Genomic DNA, 15550 nt, shown 5'->3' with positions numbered 1-15550 from the left:
CGCGGACCGGGAGCCGGTGCAGGAATGAAGGTCGGGGTCGTCACCTTCCCGGGCTCACTGGACGACGTCGACGCCGCGCGCGCCGTACGCACCGGTGGCCACGAGGCCGTCGCGCTCTGGCACGGCGATGCCGACCTGCACGGGGTGGACGCGGTGGTCCTCCCCGGCGGCTTCTCCTACGGCGACTACCTGCGTTGCGGCGCCATCTCGCGATTCGCTCCGGTGATGGGCGAGGTGATCGCAGCGGCCGGGCGGGGGATGCCGGTGCTCGGCATCTGCAACGGCTTCCAGATCCTGTGCGAGTCGCACCTCTTGCCCGGCGCCTTGATCCGCAACGACCACCGCAAGTTCGTCTGTCGCGACCAGCGGATCCGGGTCGAGAACAACCGCACGGCTTGGACCTCGGCCTACGCCGAGGGCGCCGAGATCACCATCCCGCTCAAGAACGGCGAGGGTGGCTTCGTTGCCGACCAGGCCACCTTGGACATGCTCGAGGGGGAGGGGCGGGTCGTCTTCCGCTACCTCGACGACAACCCCAACGGGTCACTGCACGACATCGCCGGCATCACCAACGCCGCAGGCAACGTCGTCGGCCTGATGCCGCACCCCGAGCACGCCATCGAGTCGCTGTGCGGCCCGGGCACCGACGGCCTCGGCTTCTTCGCCGGTTTGGCGGCCGTGTCCTAACCAGAAGTGGCACCTTGCGCAACCACGAGTGGCAGCTCGTGGATCAGTGGACGCCCTTCTGGAAGCTTGCGCCACTGGCGGGGGGAGAGGACGCCGGTCACCTTGACATCGGCGTCGTCCTGCCAGGCGCGCAGGGCGGAGATGGTGGTGGTGTTGGCCACGCCGGTGAGCCGGAGGCGTGCGCCGGTCCCGGCATTCAGGGCGCGCTGCAGCCGGCGGACCTGCGAGCCGGCTGAGCCGACCTTCACCACCGGACGGGGACCCGCGGCGAGCAAGGTCATCCAGGCCTTGACCGTCCAGGTGTCGGAGACGGCCAGACCGTGGTCGGCCTGCCAGGCATGGACGGCGTCGAGCAGTCGGCTGTTGAAGGTGCCGTTGACCTTGCCGGCGTAGCTGCCGGACTCCTGGAGCAGGCACTGCAGTGTGGTGACCTTCTTGGCCCGAGCCGTGTCCGGGCTGAGCGCGGGGTACTCGCGCCAGTTGACCCGGACGCCGTCGCAATGGGTCTCGGCGGGGGCGACCGAGCCCTTGCCCAGGTCGAGGTAGTTGCGGTCGATGTTGATCCGCACGCCGCCCCAGACCTCGTCGTGGCCACCCTGGTACTGCTTCATCCGGCCGCCTGGCAGCCAGCCGTCGGAGCGGATGTACGACGTCGAGGTGTTCGCGAGGCCGTCCCAGCGGGCGATCCAGATCCGGTCGGGCAGGTTGAAGGCGCTCGGGCGAGTCACCCGAGCGTCGTCGAGCATCTTGATGCCCGAGCCGGCGCTGGAGTAGACCCCGGAGACGTAGTCGAGCTTGTGCAGGGAGTAGGTCCAGCCGCTCAGGAACGCCAGCGCGGACTCCCGGCAGCGGGTCTGGCCGGAGTCGAAGCCCTCGAGGTCATACCACAGCGTGCTGCCCGACACGATGCCGAGCGCCTTGGCTGCCGCCACCGCCGTGCCGGCCTCACGGCGCCCCTGCTTGCGGGCCTTCTTGTACTTCCCGCTCTTGCCGGGCTTGCCGTTGATCACCTTGTCGTCGGAGTAGCGCGGGAATCGCGGGTTGCAGAACGCCTGCGGCCCGAGCGTGATCGGCAGCAGCCGCCAGCCCTTGGTGAGCTGGGTCCGAACCCAGGTCGGCGACAGGTTGGGCTGGGTGCGGCAGCCGCGGGAGTCGCCGGAGATGTAGATGCCCACCGCCAGGAACGGTGAGTAGTTCAGCCAGCGATCCATCGCCTTCTGCGTCGGCGCGACGCATTGGTCGAAGCCGTAGCCGGTGAAGTTGCCCGGCGTCACCGGGTTGGCCGCGGCCGAGGGCGAGGCCCCGGCGGCGACCATCAACGAGGCGATCGTGAGGGTGAGCGTCAGGGTCGCGGCGACCGTGCGAGCGGTCGCTCGACGGGCCAGGCGACGGGGGAAGAACATGCGTGGCTCCACACCGAGTTGGGGTCGGGAGCCGCCACCATAACCTCATCAGTCACACCAGTAACACCCGTTCGGGAGAACTACAACGCTGTAGTTCTCCACAGCCCTCTCCACAGGCTGTGGACCCTGACCGACGGCGTTGCCCAGCCCCGTCCCGGCGGTGCGGCACCACGGCGTACGACGACCCGCGGGTAGATTGACGCCCGTGACCCACCCCCCTCTCACTGGGCCCCCCGCGACACCGCACGTGGACACCGTCGCGGTCGCCCAGACCGACCCCGAGCGTGAGCAGCCGTGGGCGGACCTGGGCCTCAAGGACGACGAGTACTCCCGCATCCGCGAGATCCTCGGCCGGCGACCGACCAGCTCGGAGCTGGCGATGTACTCCGTGATGTGGAGCGAGCACTGCTCCTACAAGTCCAGCAAGGTCCACCTCAAGCAGTTCAGCGAGATCCCCCAAGAGACCGCGCTCGGCAAGACGCTCGCCGGCATCGGGGAGAACGCCGGCGTGATCGACATCGGCCAGGGCTATGCCGTCACGTTCAAGATCGAGAGCCACAACCACCCGTCGTACGTCGAGCCCTATCAGGGCGCCGCGACCGGTGTCGGCGGGATCGTCCGCGACATCCTCGCCATGGGCGCGCGCCCGGTAGCGGTGATGGACCCACTGCGGTTCGGCCCGCTCGACGCCGACGACACCCATCGGGTGCTGCCGGGGATCGTGGCCGGCGTGGGCGGCTATGGCAACTGCCTCGGGCTGCCCAACATCGGCGGCGAGGCGGTCTTCGACGAGGCCTATCTCGGCAACCCTCTGGTCAACGCGCTGTGCGTGGGTGTGCTCCGGCACGAGGACTTGCACCTGGCGAAGGCGTCCGGGGTGGGCAACAAGGTGATCCTCTACGGCGCTCGCACCGGCGGCGACGGGATCGGCGGGGTCTCGGTGCTGGCCTCGGAGACCTTCGACGCCGAAGGTCCGGCCAAGCGACCCAGCGTGCAGGTCGGCGACCCGTTCATGGAGAAGCTCCTCATCGAGTGCACGCTGGAGCTCTTCGCGGCCGGACTGGTCGCCGGCATCCAAGACCTCGGTGGTGCGGGCTTGTCCTGTGCGACCTCCGAGCTGGCTTCGGCCGGCGACGGCGGCATGCACGTCGAGTTGGACGTCGTCCCGCTCCGTGACTCCACCCTCGCTCCCGAAGAGATCTTGATGAGCGAGTCCCAGGAGCGGATGATGGCCGTGGTCGAGCCGGCCGACGTCGAGCAGTTCCTGGCCATCTGCGCGAAGTGGGACGTGGACGCGACCGCGATCGGCGAGGTCACCGACACCGGCCGGCTGCAGATCGACTGGCACGGCGAGCGGGTGGTAGACGTGCCTCCCCGCTCGGTCGCCCACGACGGACCGACCTATCAGCGTCCCTTCGCTCGGCCCGACTGGCAGGACGCTCTGCAGGAGGATGGAGCCGAGAAGCTGCCTCGGCCCCCGCACGGTGACGAGCTCCGCGCGACCCTGCTGCGGCTGGTGGGCTCGCCGAACCTCTGCGACAAGTCCTGGATCACCGACCAGTACGACCGCTACGTGCGCGGCAACACCGTGCTTGCGCAGCCGGCGGACAGCGGCATGATCCGAGTCGACGAGGAGACCAATCTCGGGGTGGCGGTCTCGACCGACGCCAACGGGCGCTTCGCGAAGCTCGACCCCTACGCCGGCGCGCAGTTGGCGCTCGCCGAGGCCTACCGCAACGTGGCCGCCGGTGGGGCCACACCGCTGGCCGTCTCCGATTGCCTGAACTTCGGCTCGCCCGAGGACCCCGCCGTGATGTGGCAGTTCGCCGAGGCCTGCCGCGGCCTCAAGGACGGTTGCCTGACCCTGGGCGTCCCGGTCACCGGCGGCAACGTCAGCCTCTACAACTCGACCGCCGAGACGGCGATCCTGCCGACGCCGGTGGTCGCCGTGCTCGGCGTCATCGAGGACGTCACCCGCCGCACCCCGACCGGCTTCGTGACCGCGGGGGAGCAGGTGCTGCATCTCGGTCAGACCCGCGAGGAGCTTCTCCGGCTCGGAGTGGGCGCATGTGGTGCACGGCCACCTTGGCGGCCGTCCGCCCCGGGTGGACCTGGTCGACGAGAAGAACCTCGGCCGGCTCCTCGTCGACGCCGCCCGCTCGGGTCTGCTCACCAGTGCGCACGACCTCTCCGACGGCGGCCTGGCCCAGGCCCTGGCTGAGTCCTGTCTGGCGCACGGCATCGGGGTGAGCGTCACGCTCGAGGGTGACCCGTTCGTCGGCCTGTTCTCCGAGTCCGCCGGTCGCGCCATCGTCACGGTCCGCGACCGGGACGTGGCCGCGTTCACCGCGATGGCCGACGGTCTCGGCGTCCCCTGCGGTGCCATCGGCCGCACCGGCGGCGGCGAGCTGATCGTCGAGGGGCAGCTCGGCATCCCGCTCGGCGAGCTGCGCGAGGCCTGGGCCTCGACCCTGCCCGCCGCGCTGGGCTGAGGGCCGCGGCGCCGGTGTCCCGCGAGGTGGTGCGCTACGGCACCGATCCTGCTCAGCGGGGAAGCTTGCATCGGCCGGACTGCGCCTCGCAGGGCCTAGTGGTGGTGATCCACGGCGGCTTCTGGAAGGCGGAGTACGACGCCGCGCTGGGCGAGCCGCTCGCCGAACGGCTGGCCGAGTCGGGCTGGACGGCGTGGAACCTGGAGTATCGCCGGGTCGGCAACGGCGGCGGCTTCCCGACCACCCTGGACGATGTCGCCGCCGGGATCGACGCGCTGGCCGGCCTCGATCTCGGAGCCGACCTCGGCGCCGGGGTCGTCACGTTGGGTCACTCGGCGGGCGGCCACCTCGCGGTGTGGGCCGCCGCGCGGGGACGCTTCGAGCGCTGGTCGCCGGTAGCCGTGCCGGTCACCGCAGTGATCTCCCAGGCCGGGGTGGTCGACCTCGCCGGTGCCTTCGCCGCGGACCTCGGTAGCGGCGCGGTGGGGCGGTTCATGGGCGGCGGGCCCGACGCGTCGTCGTACGCCTCGGCCGACCCGACCCGCCAGCTGCCGCTCGACGTGCCGGTCTGGTGCGTCCACGCCCGCGACGACGAGGACGTTCCCTTCGCACAGTCGGAGGCCTATGTCGCCAAGGCCCGCGCGGCAGGGGCGACGGCCGAGTTGGTGGAGGTGCCCGGCGGTCACTTCGGCGTCGTCGAGCTCGGCTCACCGGCTTGGGCGCGGATCGAGCAGATCCTCGCGACGATCCGCACGCCCTGACGCCGAGGCCTCGGGGCAAGGATTCCCTTAACCGACCCTCCCGCGACGGCCCGCGCAGACCTACAGTGGAGGCGTCAGCGCTGTGGAGGGAGGCATCATGAGCGACGAGCAGACCGGGGTCCTGCACGCGGTGTGGTCCGCCGACGAAGCCACCGAGGCCGCGCTCGAACTCGACGGCTCCACTCCGGCCAAGGTCTGCAAGCGGATGCGTGGCGTGACCTTCGACGGCATGGCCGAGCCCGGCACCGATCTGGGCACCGCCTGGCGCGAGCTGCTCCAGCGCGAGGGGAAGTACGACCCTTCCGGCGTCACCATCCGTGACCTCGTGCTCGGCCCGGACGACTGATCCGGCCCGCGCGAGCACGTCGATGTCCCGACCCGAGAGCGTTGCCGAGCTCACCGACCTGCTCCGCGGCGGCGGCTATCTGGCCGATCGGGGGCTGGCGACCGCGGCCTACGTCGGTCTCCGGCTGGACCGGCCGCTGCTGCTCGAGGGTGAGGTCGGGGTCGGCAAGACCGAGATCGGCAAGACGTTGGCCGAGGTGCTCGGTCGGCGGCTGATCAGGCTGCAGTGCTACGAGGGGATCGACACCCATCAGGCGCTCTACGAGTGGGACTACGCCCGTCAGCTGCTGCAGATCCGGGCGCTGTCGGAGCGGTCGTTGGACGACGACGCGGCCGTGGACGCACTGTTCGGGCCGAAGTTCCTGATCGAGCGGCCGCTGCTCGACGCCGTCCGCGCCGGAGACGGCGCGGTGCTGCTGGTCGACGAGGTCGACCGTGCCGACGACGAGTTCGAGGCGTTTCTGCTCGAGCTTCTCTCGGAGTTCCAGATCACCATCCCCGAGCTCGGCACCGTCAAGGCCGAGCGGCCACCGCTGGTGGTGCTCACTTCCAACCGGACGCGAGAGCTGCACGACGCGCTGAAGCGACGCTGCCTCTACCACTGGGTCGACTACCCCAGCGCGGAGCGTGAGCTCGAGATCGTGCTGGTCCGCGAGCCGCAGGTCACCGAGACGCTGGCCCGCAAGGTCGTCGCCGCGGTGCATCGGCTGCGCGAGCTTGACCTGGTCAAGGCGCCCGGCGTCGCCGAGACGATCGACTGGGTGCGCACCCTCGACGCGGTCGGCGTGCACGACCCGGACGGCCTCGACGTCGAAGCGCTTGAGGACACCCTCGGCGCCGCGATCAAGGACCGCGACGACCTCGACGTCGTCCGCGAGCACCTCCACGAGCTCGCCCGTGGCTGAGCCGTCCGACCCGCCCGCCGACGGGCGGGACGGTCAGGGCGAGGAGTTCGTGGCGTCGCTGGTCGGCTTCGGCCGGGCGCTACGCGAGGCCGGCCTGCCGGTCGGGACCGGCGAGGTGCTGACCTACTGCGCGGCGATGGAGCCCCTCGACCCGACCGACCTGCTCGACCTCTACTGGGCGGGCCGCAGCACGCTGGTCTCCCGGCGAGAGCACATCCCGATCTATCACGACGTGTTCCAGGAGTGGTTCCTCGGCGCTCCCGGTGAGTCCGCGGAGGAGCAGCACGCCGCTGCTCCGGAGCGTGCCGAGGCCTGGGCGGATCTGCAGCTCCCCGAGCCGGAGCAGAGTGGAGAAGAGCGCGAGGAGCAGGAGCAGGGCCGGATGGGGCTGATCGGCTCCGACGTCGCGACCCTGCGGACCAGGTCGTTCGGCGACTGCACGCCTGACGAGCTGGCCTCGCTGCGACGGATCATGCGCACCGTGCGGCTGGCCCCACCGCGTCGCCGGTCGAGGCGCACCACGCCGGCCGTCGACGGCACTCGCCCCGACCTGCGTCGGACCGTCCGGGCCGCGCTGCGCACTCACGAGGACCCAGCCGAGCTGCACTGGCAGGCTCGTCGACTGCGGCCACGCCCGCTGGTGCTCGTCCTCGACGTGTCGGGGTCGATGGCTGACTACTCCCGCGCGCTCCTGCAGTGGGCGCACGGGACGGCGCGGGCCGGCCGACGGGTCGAGGTCTTCTGCTTCGGCACCAGGCTGACCCGGATCACTCGCCAGCTGGAGCGTCGGCGCACCGACGACGCTCTGGCCAGGGCGGCCGAGGCAGTCGTGGACTGGGAGGGCGGCACCCGGATCGGTGCCTCGCTGGACGTGTTCGTGCGTGACTGGGGCCGTCGGGGCATCGCCCGTGGGGGGATCGTGGTGATCTGCTCCGACGGCCTCGACCGCGGCGACCCGACCATGCTGGAGCAGGCGATGCAGCGGCTCGCCCGGCAGTCTCACCGGATCGTCTGGCTCGACCCCCATGCCGGCAACGGTGCACCACTCTCGTTGGGGATGACCGTCGTGACGCCGTACGTCGACTCGGTGCTGTCGGCGCGCGACCTGGCCGGCCTCGAGGTGTTCGCGCAGACGCTGGCGGCGATGGGATGATCCGGCTCGGCTCGCTCGCGGGCTACCCCTTCGACGGCCCCCGAGTGCTCGCGGCCTGGACGCCGCCCGCGGCCGCCGGGGTCTACGTGGTGCTCTACCGGCCCGACCCGGACATCGCCCCCGAGCGTCACGCGGTGATCTACGTCGGCCATAGCGAGGACCTCACCACCGAGGGCTTCCCGTTCCGCCACCCGGCGGCGCCGTGCTGGATCCGCCGTGCCGGCGGGAGGTACGACGTCCGCGTGGCGACCTACCAGATCCCCGGCGGGCAGGTCGGGCATCGACAGCAGGTCGCCGACGAGCTGATCGCCGTCTATCGGCCCCAGTGCAACAGCCAGCAGGTGGACTCGGCCTGGCAGGACCACTGGATCGGCTCCTATGACGCGCCGACCACGGGTCCCCTCACCACCGGCCGGTCTCCCGAGGGTGGCGAGCGGAAGCCCTAGCTTCGCTAGCTGACCGGCTCGTAGCCCACGGTCTCGTGCAGACGCGAGCGACGCCGCCCGGACGCGGGTCGAGCGGGTGGCCGCTCGTCGGACTCCGGCGGCTGATAGGTGGCGCCGACCACGATCTCCTCGGCCATGCCGTAGAGCAGCGGGAGCGCGCCGGCGACGATCCCGCCGGTCCGGTTGATGTGCCGCAGACCGGGCATGATCGGCTCGGCGTTGTCGACGATGCGGTCGACGATCTCGCCGCACTCCTCCAGGTTAGCGGCGATCCGGTTGAGCTGGGAGCCGACCACGTAGAGGTAGAACGCGAGCCCTGCGATGAGCAGCAGGATGTCGATGACGGTGAAGACGACGAGCGTGGTCACATCCGCACCTTTCCGAGAACCCGGCCGAGGAAGAGGTGGTGCTCGAGCCCTTCGCCGAGCACTGCGTCCACCCCGGCCGCCGTCTGTCCGATGAGCGCGGTGTCGTCGGTGTTCTGCTCGGCCTGGAGCAGCGTTGCCTTGACCGTCGCCACGCGTTGGTCGATGGTGCGCACCAGCAGGACCAGGATCGTGAGCAGCGCGGCGACGGCCAACACGACGACGAACCCGGCGATGATCGCGACCCACCACAGCGACCGCTGGGTGTCGGTGAGCAAGAGCTCGATGCCGGTCATCTCAGCCTCCCAACCGAGTGCGGCCGCGGTGCAGTCCCGCGACGATCACCTCGGCACTGTCGATGGTGGTCTGCAACCCGGCCAGACCGGCGGTGTTGGTCACCGACTGCTGCAGCGAGTCGTCGATGGCCTGAGCCTGCGTGCCGATCCGGCGGGCGAGCAAGAGGATCGGCACGACCAGGGCCACGACCACCAACACGACGACGATGCCGATCGTGTAGCCGATCGTCCATCCGGTCGACATCAACGTGGACAGCAAGACGGTCATGGCTAGACCCCCTCACAGAAGTCGCGGACCGGCTTGAGGCTGGCATTGACGGCGTCGACCGAGGCGGGCACGGTGGCGGTCCGGTCGGCGACCACCCCGACTCCCGCGATCACTCCGTTCAGAGTGCGGGTCACCGCGAGGAGGTGGCCGATCACCCGGATCAGGCCGAGTGCGGCGGCGGCGATGATGAGCGTCGCGAGCACGACGGTCACCCAGGCGACAGCAGGCATCTCACATCACCTCAACCCAACAGCTTCGCGACGGAGCCGGCATAGCGGACGGCGCCTTGGGAGACGGCCTCGACGGTCGCGCCCGTCTCGGCGAGGGTCTCGGGCACGTTCTCGAACTCACCGGCGAGCGCGCCGCCTCCCGCCAGGATGTGGTCGGAGGCTGCTCTGATCCGCTCCAACGCGGCGAGCACGCGGTTGAGCAGCGCCACCAGGACGGGTACGACGACCACCAGCAGCACGATGTTGCCGATCCACCACAGCATCGAGGCCTCCTCAACTCGCGTCGGGTTGGTAGGGCAGGAAGAAACGGCGCAAGACGCGCATCAGCGCCATCCGGACGGCCTGCAGGCCGATCGCCAGTCCGCTCGCGGGCTTGGCGGCGAGATCGTCGACCGACTCGCCCCACTCGAGCGCGGCGATCCGCCGCTGGGCGTTGTCGGCGAACTGGCCCATCAGCACCGTGCTGACATCGGTGATCATGCCGCGGCCATACTGGGCGGCTGCGCCGGACAGTTGCAGGTCCTGGCCCATCTGCACGCGCGTGCCGGACCCGACCGAGGCCAGCGCGGCGGTGATCTTCATCGCCGCCTGGCCGCGGCCCTTGAGGTCGGAGCCGGTCGCGTCGATGACCATCTGCTTGGTGGCGTCGTCACGCTCGAGGACCGTGGCCTGGCCGGCGAACTCCAACTTCACCGGGCCCATCCGGATGCCGACCGTGCCGGCGTAGGTGTCGTCGCCGAGCTGCTCGGTGAGGTCGGCGCCGGGGAGACAGGCGGCGACACCGGGGATGTCGCCGAAGAACTCCCACACCTTCTCGATCGGCTGCGCGACCTCGAACTCGTTGTTGATCAGCATCAGTCCGCACCTCCACAGCTCTGAGTGGCGCCGGCCAGGAACCGCTCCGGGTCATCCGCGAAGGCATCGCGACAGCCGACGCAACAGAAGTGGTACGTCGTGCCAGCGTGCTCGTGCGGGTAGTGCGCGTCGTCGGCCGGCACCGTCATCCCACACACCGGATCGAGCGCCGTGGTGGGCTGCAGCACGGGCAGCTCGATGCGGCCGTCTGTTGCCGGTGCTGTCGCCTGCTCTGACGCGGGCTCCTCGGTGAGTTCTCCTGCGAGCTCGCCGGCGGCCCGGAGCTGGACCAGCTCGGCCAGGATGGACACGGCGATCTCGCTGTGGGTCGTGCTGCCGAGGTCGAGGCCGATCGGCGCATGCACCCGCTCCAGCAGATGTGCCGGCACGCCTCGGTCGGCGAGGTAGCCGAGCACGGCGTCGGCACGTTTGCGCGAGGCGACCATGCCGACGTACGCCGGCATGGCGGAGACCGCATCTCGCAGCACGTCCTCGTCGCCGTGGCCCTGAGTAGCGACCACGACCACCGACTGCCGGTCGACCTCGGCGGAGCTGAAGTCGGCGCCCGCGATCAGCTCGGCGCGCCAGCCGAGCACGGTGGCCAGCTCGGTGAGGTGGCGGGCCATCGGAGAGTGGCCGATCACGATCAGGCGGACCGGCGGCAGCATGGGCTCGATGTAGATCTGCAAGGCACCCTCGCTCTGGCACGACATCGGGATCGAGGTCACTCCGTCGGGGAGCATCAGCTCTTCGCTCGCGCCGAGGAAGAACAGCTGGGCTTCTCCGCTCCGGATCACGCGTTGCGCCTCTCGGATCACGGTCGGCTCCGCGCAGGCGCCGCCGATCCAGCCGTGCAGCTGGCCGTCGCCGGTGATGATCGCGCGGGACCCGATCTGTCCCGACGACGGCGCTTGTCGCCAGACGACGGTTGCGACGGCGTACTCCTGGCCGCGTCGCTCCAGATCGCGGCTGACGGCGTCGAGGTCGTCGCTGCCGTTTGCACCGGTAGTCATCACGAGTCCGTCCTGATCGGCGGGGCGCCGGAGACGTCGGCGCCGGTCGTGATCGCCTGCCGCACCCGGTCGGGCAGGAGAGGCATGTCGACGTTGCGGACGCCGTACCCCTTGAGGGCGTCCATCACGGCGTTGACGAAGGCGGCGGGGCCGCCGACGGTCGCGCACTCGCCGATGCCCTTGGCTCCGATCGGGTGGTGCGGGCAGGGGGTGACGACCTCGTGCAGCTCGTAGCCGGGCGTCTCCCACGCGGTCGGCAGCAGGTAGTCCATGAAGTTCGAGCCGATGCAGTTGCCCTCGGCGTCGAAGGTGATGAACTGCATGCTGGACATCGCATAGGCCTCGGTCAGCCCGCCCATGATCTGGCCCTCGACGATCATCGGGTTGATCCGCACCCCGCAGTCGTCGACGGCCACGACCCGCAACACGTCCCAGACGCCGGTGAGCGGGTCGACCTCGACGGTGACGATGTAGCAGCCGAACGGCCAGGTGAGGTTCGGCGGGTCGTAGTAGGCGTTGGCCTCCAGGCCAGGCTCGAGGCCGTCGGGCATGTTGGAGTACGCCGCCATCGCGCACTCCTGGATGGTCACGCCACGGTCCGGGGCGGAGCGGACGTAGAACCGGCCGAGCTCCCACTCGACGTCCTCCTCGGAGACCTCGAGCAAGTGTGCGGCGAGTTTGCGGGCCTTGGCCCGCACCTTGCGGGCGGCCATCGCGACGGCGGCGCCGGCCACCGGCGTGCTCCGGGAGGCGTAGGTGCCCATCCCGAACGGTGCCGTGTCGGTGTCGCCCTCCTCGACGACGATGTCGTCGGCAGGCAGACCCAGCTCGTGGGCGACGATCTGCGCCCAGGTCGTCTCGTGGCCCTGGCCCTGCGTCTTGGCGCCGGTGCGCAGGATCGCCTTGCCGGTCATGTGCACGCGCAGCTCGGCGGAGTCGAACATCTTGATGCCGAGGATGTCGTACTCCCGGCTGTTGCCGGCGCCGAGTGGCTCGGTCATGCAGGAGATGCCGATCCCGAGCAGCCGGCCGTTCTTGGCGGCTTCGGCCTGCTCCTTGCGGAAGCCCTCGTAGTCGATCGCGTCGAGACCGACCTGTAGGCACTTGGCATATTGACCGGAGTCGGTGAGGAACCCGAACGGGGTGCGGTGCGGGAAGTCGTCGTCGCGCACGAAGTTCATCCTGCGGAACTCGGCCTGGTCGAGGCCCAGCTCCTCCGCGGCGGCCTGCATCATCCGCTCCTGGAAGAACATCGCCTCGGTCACCCGGAACGAGCAGCGGTAGGCGACCCCGCCCGGCGCCTTGTTGGTGTAGACGCCGCGCGCGGTCAGGTGTGCCGTCGGAATGTCGTAACAGGAGAACGTCGAGTGCAGCAGGCCGATCTTGAACTTGCTCGGCTGCGCGTCGCCGAAGAAGGCGCCGTGGTCGGAGTCGGTGTGCATCCGCACCGCGAGGATCTTGCCGTCCTTGCGCAGCGCCAGCTCGCCCTTGAGGTAGACGTCGCGGCCGAACCCGGTGGAGATCAGGTTGCTGGTGCGGTCCTCGATCCACTTGACCGGACGCTCGGTGAGGATCGAGGCGACGATCGAGACGACGTAGCCGGGGTAGACCGGCACCTTGTTGCCGAAGCCGCCGCCGAGGTCGGGGCTGACGATCCGGATCATGTGCTCGGGCAGCTCGGCGATCAGCGCGACCGCGGCGCGGACGATGTGCGGCGCCTGCGTGGTCATGTAGACGGTGAGCTTGCCGGTGGCGCGATCGAAGTCGGCCACCGAGCCGCACGTCTCTAGCGGCGACGGGTGCGAGCGGGGGTAGTGCATCTCGATCGTCGACACGTGGTCGGCCTCGGCGAAGGCCCGGTCGGTGCCGTCCTTGTCGCCGACCTGCCAGGTGAAGCAGACGTTGTCGGGCTGGTTCTCCTTGTCGTCCCGGATGATCGGAGCGTCGTCGGCGAGCGCCTGGGTCGGATTGACGATCACCGGCAGCGGCTCGTAGTCCACCACGATCGCCTCGCAGGCGTCCTTGGCGATGTAGGGGTCGTCGGCGATGACTGCTGCGACCTCCTGGCCTTGGAAGCGGACCTTGTCGGTAGCCAGCACGGCCTGGGTGTCGTAGCTCAGCGTCGGCATCCAGGCGAGGTTGCGAGTAGCCAACATCTCACCGGTCAGCACGAGGCGTACGCCGGGGATGTCCCAGGCCGCGCTGGTGTCAATGGAGCGGATCCGGGCATGGGCGACCGGACTGCGCAGGATCTCCATGTGCAACATCCCGGGCAGCACCACGTCGTCGATGTAGTGCCCCTTGCCGCGGATGAAGCGGTTGTCCTCGACCCGGCGGCGGCTGGCGCCCATGCCGCCGATCTTGATCTCGTCGAGCGCGCGGGAGACCGGCTCGACGGTCGGCTCGGTGGTGGTCATGCGCCCGCACCGTCCTCTGCTCCCTCGTGGCCTTCTCCCGGTGTCTCGCCGCGCATCTTCGCAGCGGCCCACAGCACCGCCTTGACGATGTTCTGATAGCCCGTGCAGCGGCACAGGTTGCCCGAGAGGGCGAAGCGGACCTCGTCCTCGGTGGGGTCGGGGTTCTCCGCCAGCAGGGCCTTCGCGGCGAGCATCATGCCCGGTGTGCAGAATCCGCACTGCAGGCCGTGCTCGTCCTTGAAGCCTTCTTGCAGTGGGTGCAGCTCGCTCGGCCCGGCCAGACCTTCGACGGTGGTCACCGCGTGGCCGTCGGCCTGGACGGCCAGCATCGTGCAGCTCTTCACCGGCAGACCGTCCACCAGCACGGTGCAGGCGCCGCAGTTGGTGGTGTCGCAGCCGGTGTGGGTGCCGGTCAGCTTGAACCCCTGCCGGAGCAGATGCGCCAACAGCAGCCGCGGCTCGACGTCGGCCGCTCGTCGCTCACCGTTGAGGGTGATGGTCACTCGCCTGATGGGTACGCCGGCGTCGGCGCCCGCCGGGACCTCTTCGAAGAGCGTGCTCATTCGGGGTCCCCGCGGAAGCGCGAGCGAAGCGAGTGGTTTCGTGGGGTGTTCACTATGCTGCCCTCTCGCTCGTCGTCGTGATCCGGGTCAGGATCCGGGTGACGAAGGTGTGGATCACGTGGCGCTTGTACTCCGCACTGCCACGGTGATCCGAATTCGGCTGCGCGTCCGCGGCGGCCAGGTCGGCGGCGCGGGCGATGGTGTCCGCGGTCAGCGGCTGCCCCACCAGGGTCGCCGCCGCGTCGCTGGCATTGATGGTCCGGCTGCCCACTCCGGTCAGGGCGATGCCCGCTCGCACGACCCGGTCGCCGTCGAGGTCGAGCGCGACCGCCGTACCCGCCGTGGCGAAGTCGCCCACACGGCGTTCCAGCTTGAGGAAGCCGCCGACCGGGGTGCCCTGGGGCGCGGGCATGACGGCCTCGACCGCGATCTCGTCGAAGGCCAGCACGTTCTGGAACGGTCCGGTCACGAAGTCGGAGATCGGGATGCTCCGGCGGCCGCGCGGGCCTTGGGCGACCACGTGCCCACCGACCGCGGTGACGGCCGCCGCCCAGTCGCCTTGGGGGTCGGCGTGGCACAGCGAGCCGACCAGGGTGCCGCGGGTGCGGACGATCGGGTCGGCGATCAGTGGCGCGGCAGCGGCCATCACCGGCTGGGCGGTGGTGAGGGCGGACGCCCGCTCGAGGTCGCGGTGTCGAACCAGCGCGCCGACCCGGATGGCGCCGCTCGGCGCGACCTCCAGGTGGTCGAGTCCGGGCAGGTTGTTGATGTCGACCAGCAGGTCGGGCGAGGCGAACCGGAGCTTGAGCAGCGGGACCAGGCTCTGCCCGCCCGCGAGCACCTTCGCCTCGCCGGCACCGCGCGCCAGCAGGTCGATGGCCTCGTCGAGGGTGCGCGGGGCCTCGTAGGCGAATCGGGAGGGATACACGCCTCAGCCCTCCTGCCCTTGCTCGTCGGCTTGGGTGGGTCGACCGCTGTCGGGGGCGAGCGGGGTCGGCGCCTCGGGGTCGGGCACCGCGACCGGCAGCGCCTCGACATCGGTGGGATCCGGCCGGGGCTGCTGATGGGGCGGCCAGGGCCCCTGCATCGGCTGGCCAGCGACCTTGAGGAACTCCACGAACTGCGGGAACGCCCACACGGTGGGACTCTTGCCGGTCTGGGGAGCGTTCTCGATCAGCTCGTACATGCGTGGGTTGCCGCGGCTGTGTCCATCCGACTCGATCGGCACGCGCACCTCCTTGCGGTCTTCTGGGTGCACCTCCGGTGCACGCCCGCGGAGCACGCTCTGCCCCACGGTGCTGCCCACACTGTGACCCCGTCTCGCCCCGTGGACAACACCGAATCAATAGAT

General features: G+C 70.2%; 18 protein-coding genes and 1 pseudogene. 7 read left to right on the top strand and 12 right to left on the bottom strand.

Annotated elements, in window-relative coordinates; genetic code table 11:
• Window positions 1-24: 24 nt before the first annotated feature.
• The gene (gene purQ, locus QM714_RS11295) at window positions 25-687 is read left to right on the top strand and encodes a phosphoribosylformylglycinamidine synthase subunit PurQ (RefSeq protein ID WP_415100462.1); all 663 of its coding nucleotides are present in this window, start codon (window positions 25-27) and stop codon (window positions 685-687) included.
• Here purQ and QM714_RS11290 read toward each other — a convergent pair.
• The gene (locus QM714_RS11290; protein WP_415100460.1) at window positions 684-2090 is read right to left on the bottom strand and encodes a glycoside hydrolase domain-containing protein; all 1407 of its coding nucleotides are present in this window, start codon (window positions 2088-2090) and stop codon (window positions 684-686) included. The genes purQ and QM714_RS11290 overlap by 4 nt on opposite strands.
• Window positions 2091-2337: 247 nt before the next feature.
• Here QM714_RS11290 and purL point away from each other — a divergent pair.
• The 6 genes and pseudogenes from purL (at window position 2338) to QM714_RS11260 (ending at window position 8192) form a co-directional block, all read left to right on the top strand.
• A pseudogene (gene purL, locus QM714_RS11285) lies at window positions 2338-4582 on the top strand (phosphoribosylformylglycinamidine synthase subunit PurL).
• Window positions 4583-4596: 14 nt separating this feature from the next.
• Complete coding sequence (locus QM714_RS11280) at window positions 4597-5343, top strand: alpha/beta hydrolase (protein ID WP_415100458.1); 747 nt, start codon at window positions 4597-4599, stop codon at window positions 5341-5343.
• Window positions 5344-5440: 97 nt separating this feature from the next.
• Window positions 5441-5689, top strand: a complete 249-nt coding sequence (locus tag QM714_RS11275; RefSeq protein WP_415100456.1) for a hypothetical protein — start codon at window positions 5441-5443, stop codon at window positions 5687-5689.
• A gap of 22 nt (window positions 5690-5711) precedes the next feature.
• Window positions 5712-6593: an AAA family ATPase gene (locus tag QM714_RS11270; protein ID WP_415100454.1), complete on the top strand. Its 882-nt coding sequence runs from the start codon at window positions 5712-5714 to the stop codon at window positions 6591-6593.
• Window positions 6586-7746, top strand: coding sequence for a vWA domain-containing protein (locus QM714_RS11265; protein ID WP_415100452.1), 1161 nt, complete (start codon window positions 6586-6588; stop codon window positions 7744-7746). Before QM714_RS11270 ends, QM714_RS11265 begins: the two co-directional genes overlap by 8 nt.
• The gene (locus QM714_RS11260; protein WP_415100450.1) at window positions 7743-8192 is read left to right on the top strand and encodes a hypothetical protein; all 450 of its coding nucleotides are present in this window, start codon (window positions 7743-7745) and stop codon (window positions 8190-8192) included. Before QM714_RS11265 ends, QM714_RS11260 begins: the two co-directional genes overlap by 4 nt.
• A 5-nt stretch (window positions 8193-8197) precedes the next feature.
• On the opposite strand, the gene QM714_RS11255 is transcribed toward QM714_RS11260, so the two are convergent.
• Genes QM714_RS11255 through QM714_RS11205 form a run of 11 tightly spaced genes read right to left on the bottom strand, consistent with a single transcriptional unit; the run spans window position 8198 to window position 15427 of the window.
• The gene (locus tag QM714_RS11255) at window positions 8198-8560 is read right to left on the bottom strand and encodes a hypothetical protein (protein WP_415100448.1); all 363 of its coding nucleotides are present in this window, start codon (window positions 8558-8560) and stop codon (window positions 8198-8200) included.
• Entirely contained in the window at window positions 8557-8853 is a 297-nt protein-coding gene (locus QM714_RS11250; protein WP_415100446.1) for a hypothetical protein, read from the bottom strand. The genes QM714_RS11255 and QM714_RS11250 overlap by 4 nt, the downstream gene beginning before the upstream one ends.
• A gap of 1 nt (window position 8854) precedes the next feature.
• Window positions 8855-9121: a hypothetical protein gene (locus QM714_RS11245; protein WP_415100444.1), complete on the bottom strand. Its 267-nt coding sequence runs from the start codon at window positions 9119-9121 to the stop codon at window positions 8855-8857.
• 2 nt (window positions 9122-9123) lie between these two features.
• Window positions 9124-9351 (bottom strand): hypothetical protein, encoded by a 228-nt coding sequence (locus QM714_RS11240; RefSeq protein ID WP_415100442.1) that lies wholly within the window; start codon window positions 9349-9351, stop codon window positions 9124-9126.
• 11 nt (window positions 9352-9362) lie between these two features.
• On the bottom strand, window positions 9363-9614 hold the full coding sequence (locus tag QM714_RS11235; protein ID WP_415100440.1) for a hypothetical protein: 252 nt from the start codon (window positions 9612-9614) through the stop codon (window positions 9363-9365).
• 10 nt (window positions 9615-9624) lie between these two features.
• Window positions 9625-10206: an SRPBCC family protein gene (locus QM714_RS11230; protein WP_415100438.1), complete on the bottom strand. Its 582-nt coding sequence runs from the start codon at window positions 10204-10206 to the stop codon at window positions 9625-9627.
• Complete coding sequence (locus QM714_RS11225; protein WP_415100436.1) at window positions 10206-11219, bottom strand: XdhC family protein; 1014 nt, start codon at window positions 11217-11219, stop codon at window positions 10206-10208. Before QM714_RS11225 ends, QM714_RS11230 begins: the two co-directional genes overlap by 1 nt.
• A complete protein-coding gene (locus QM714_RS11220) occupies window positions 11219-13636 on the bottom strand; it encodes an aerobic carbon-monoxide dehydrogenase large subunit (RefSeq protein WP_415100434.1) in 2418 nt (805 codons plus the stop codon). Before QM714_RS11220 ends, QM714_RS11225 begins: the two co-directional genes overlap by 1 nt.
• Window positions 13633-14199, bottom strand: coding sequence for a (2Fe-2S)-binding protein (locus QM714_RS11215; protein ID WP_415100432.1), 567 nt, complete (start codon window positions 14197-14199; stop codon window positions 13633-13635). The genes QM714_RS11220 and QM714_RS11215 overlap by 4 nt, the downstream gene beginning before the upstream one ends.
• Window positions 14200-14251: 52 nt before the next feature.
• Window positions 14252-15127, bottom strand: a complete 876-nt coding sequence (locus QM714_RS11210) for an FAD binding domain-containing protein (RefSeq protein ID WP_415100430.1) — start codon at window positions 15125-15127, stop codon at window positions 14252-14254.
• Between the two features lie 3 nt (window positions 15128-15130).
• A complete protein-coding gene (locus tag QM714_RS11205) occupies window positions 15131-15427 on the bottom strand; it encodes a hypothetical protein (RefSeq protein ID WP_415100428.1) in 297 nt (98 codons plus the stop codon).
• Between the last annotated feature and the right edge of the window lie 123 nt (window positions 15428-15550).

Origin of the sequence: Nocardioides sp. (assembly GCF_047602075.1) — a bacterium.
Lineage (GTDB): Bacteria > Actinomycetota > Actinomycetes > Propionibacteriales > Nocardioidaceae > Nocardioides.
This window is presented reverse-complemented; position numbering and strand designations above follow the sequence as displayed.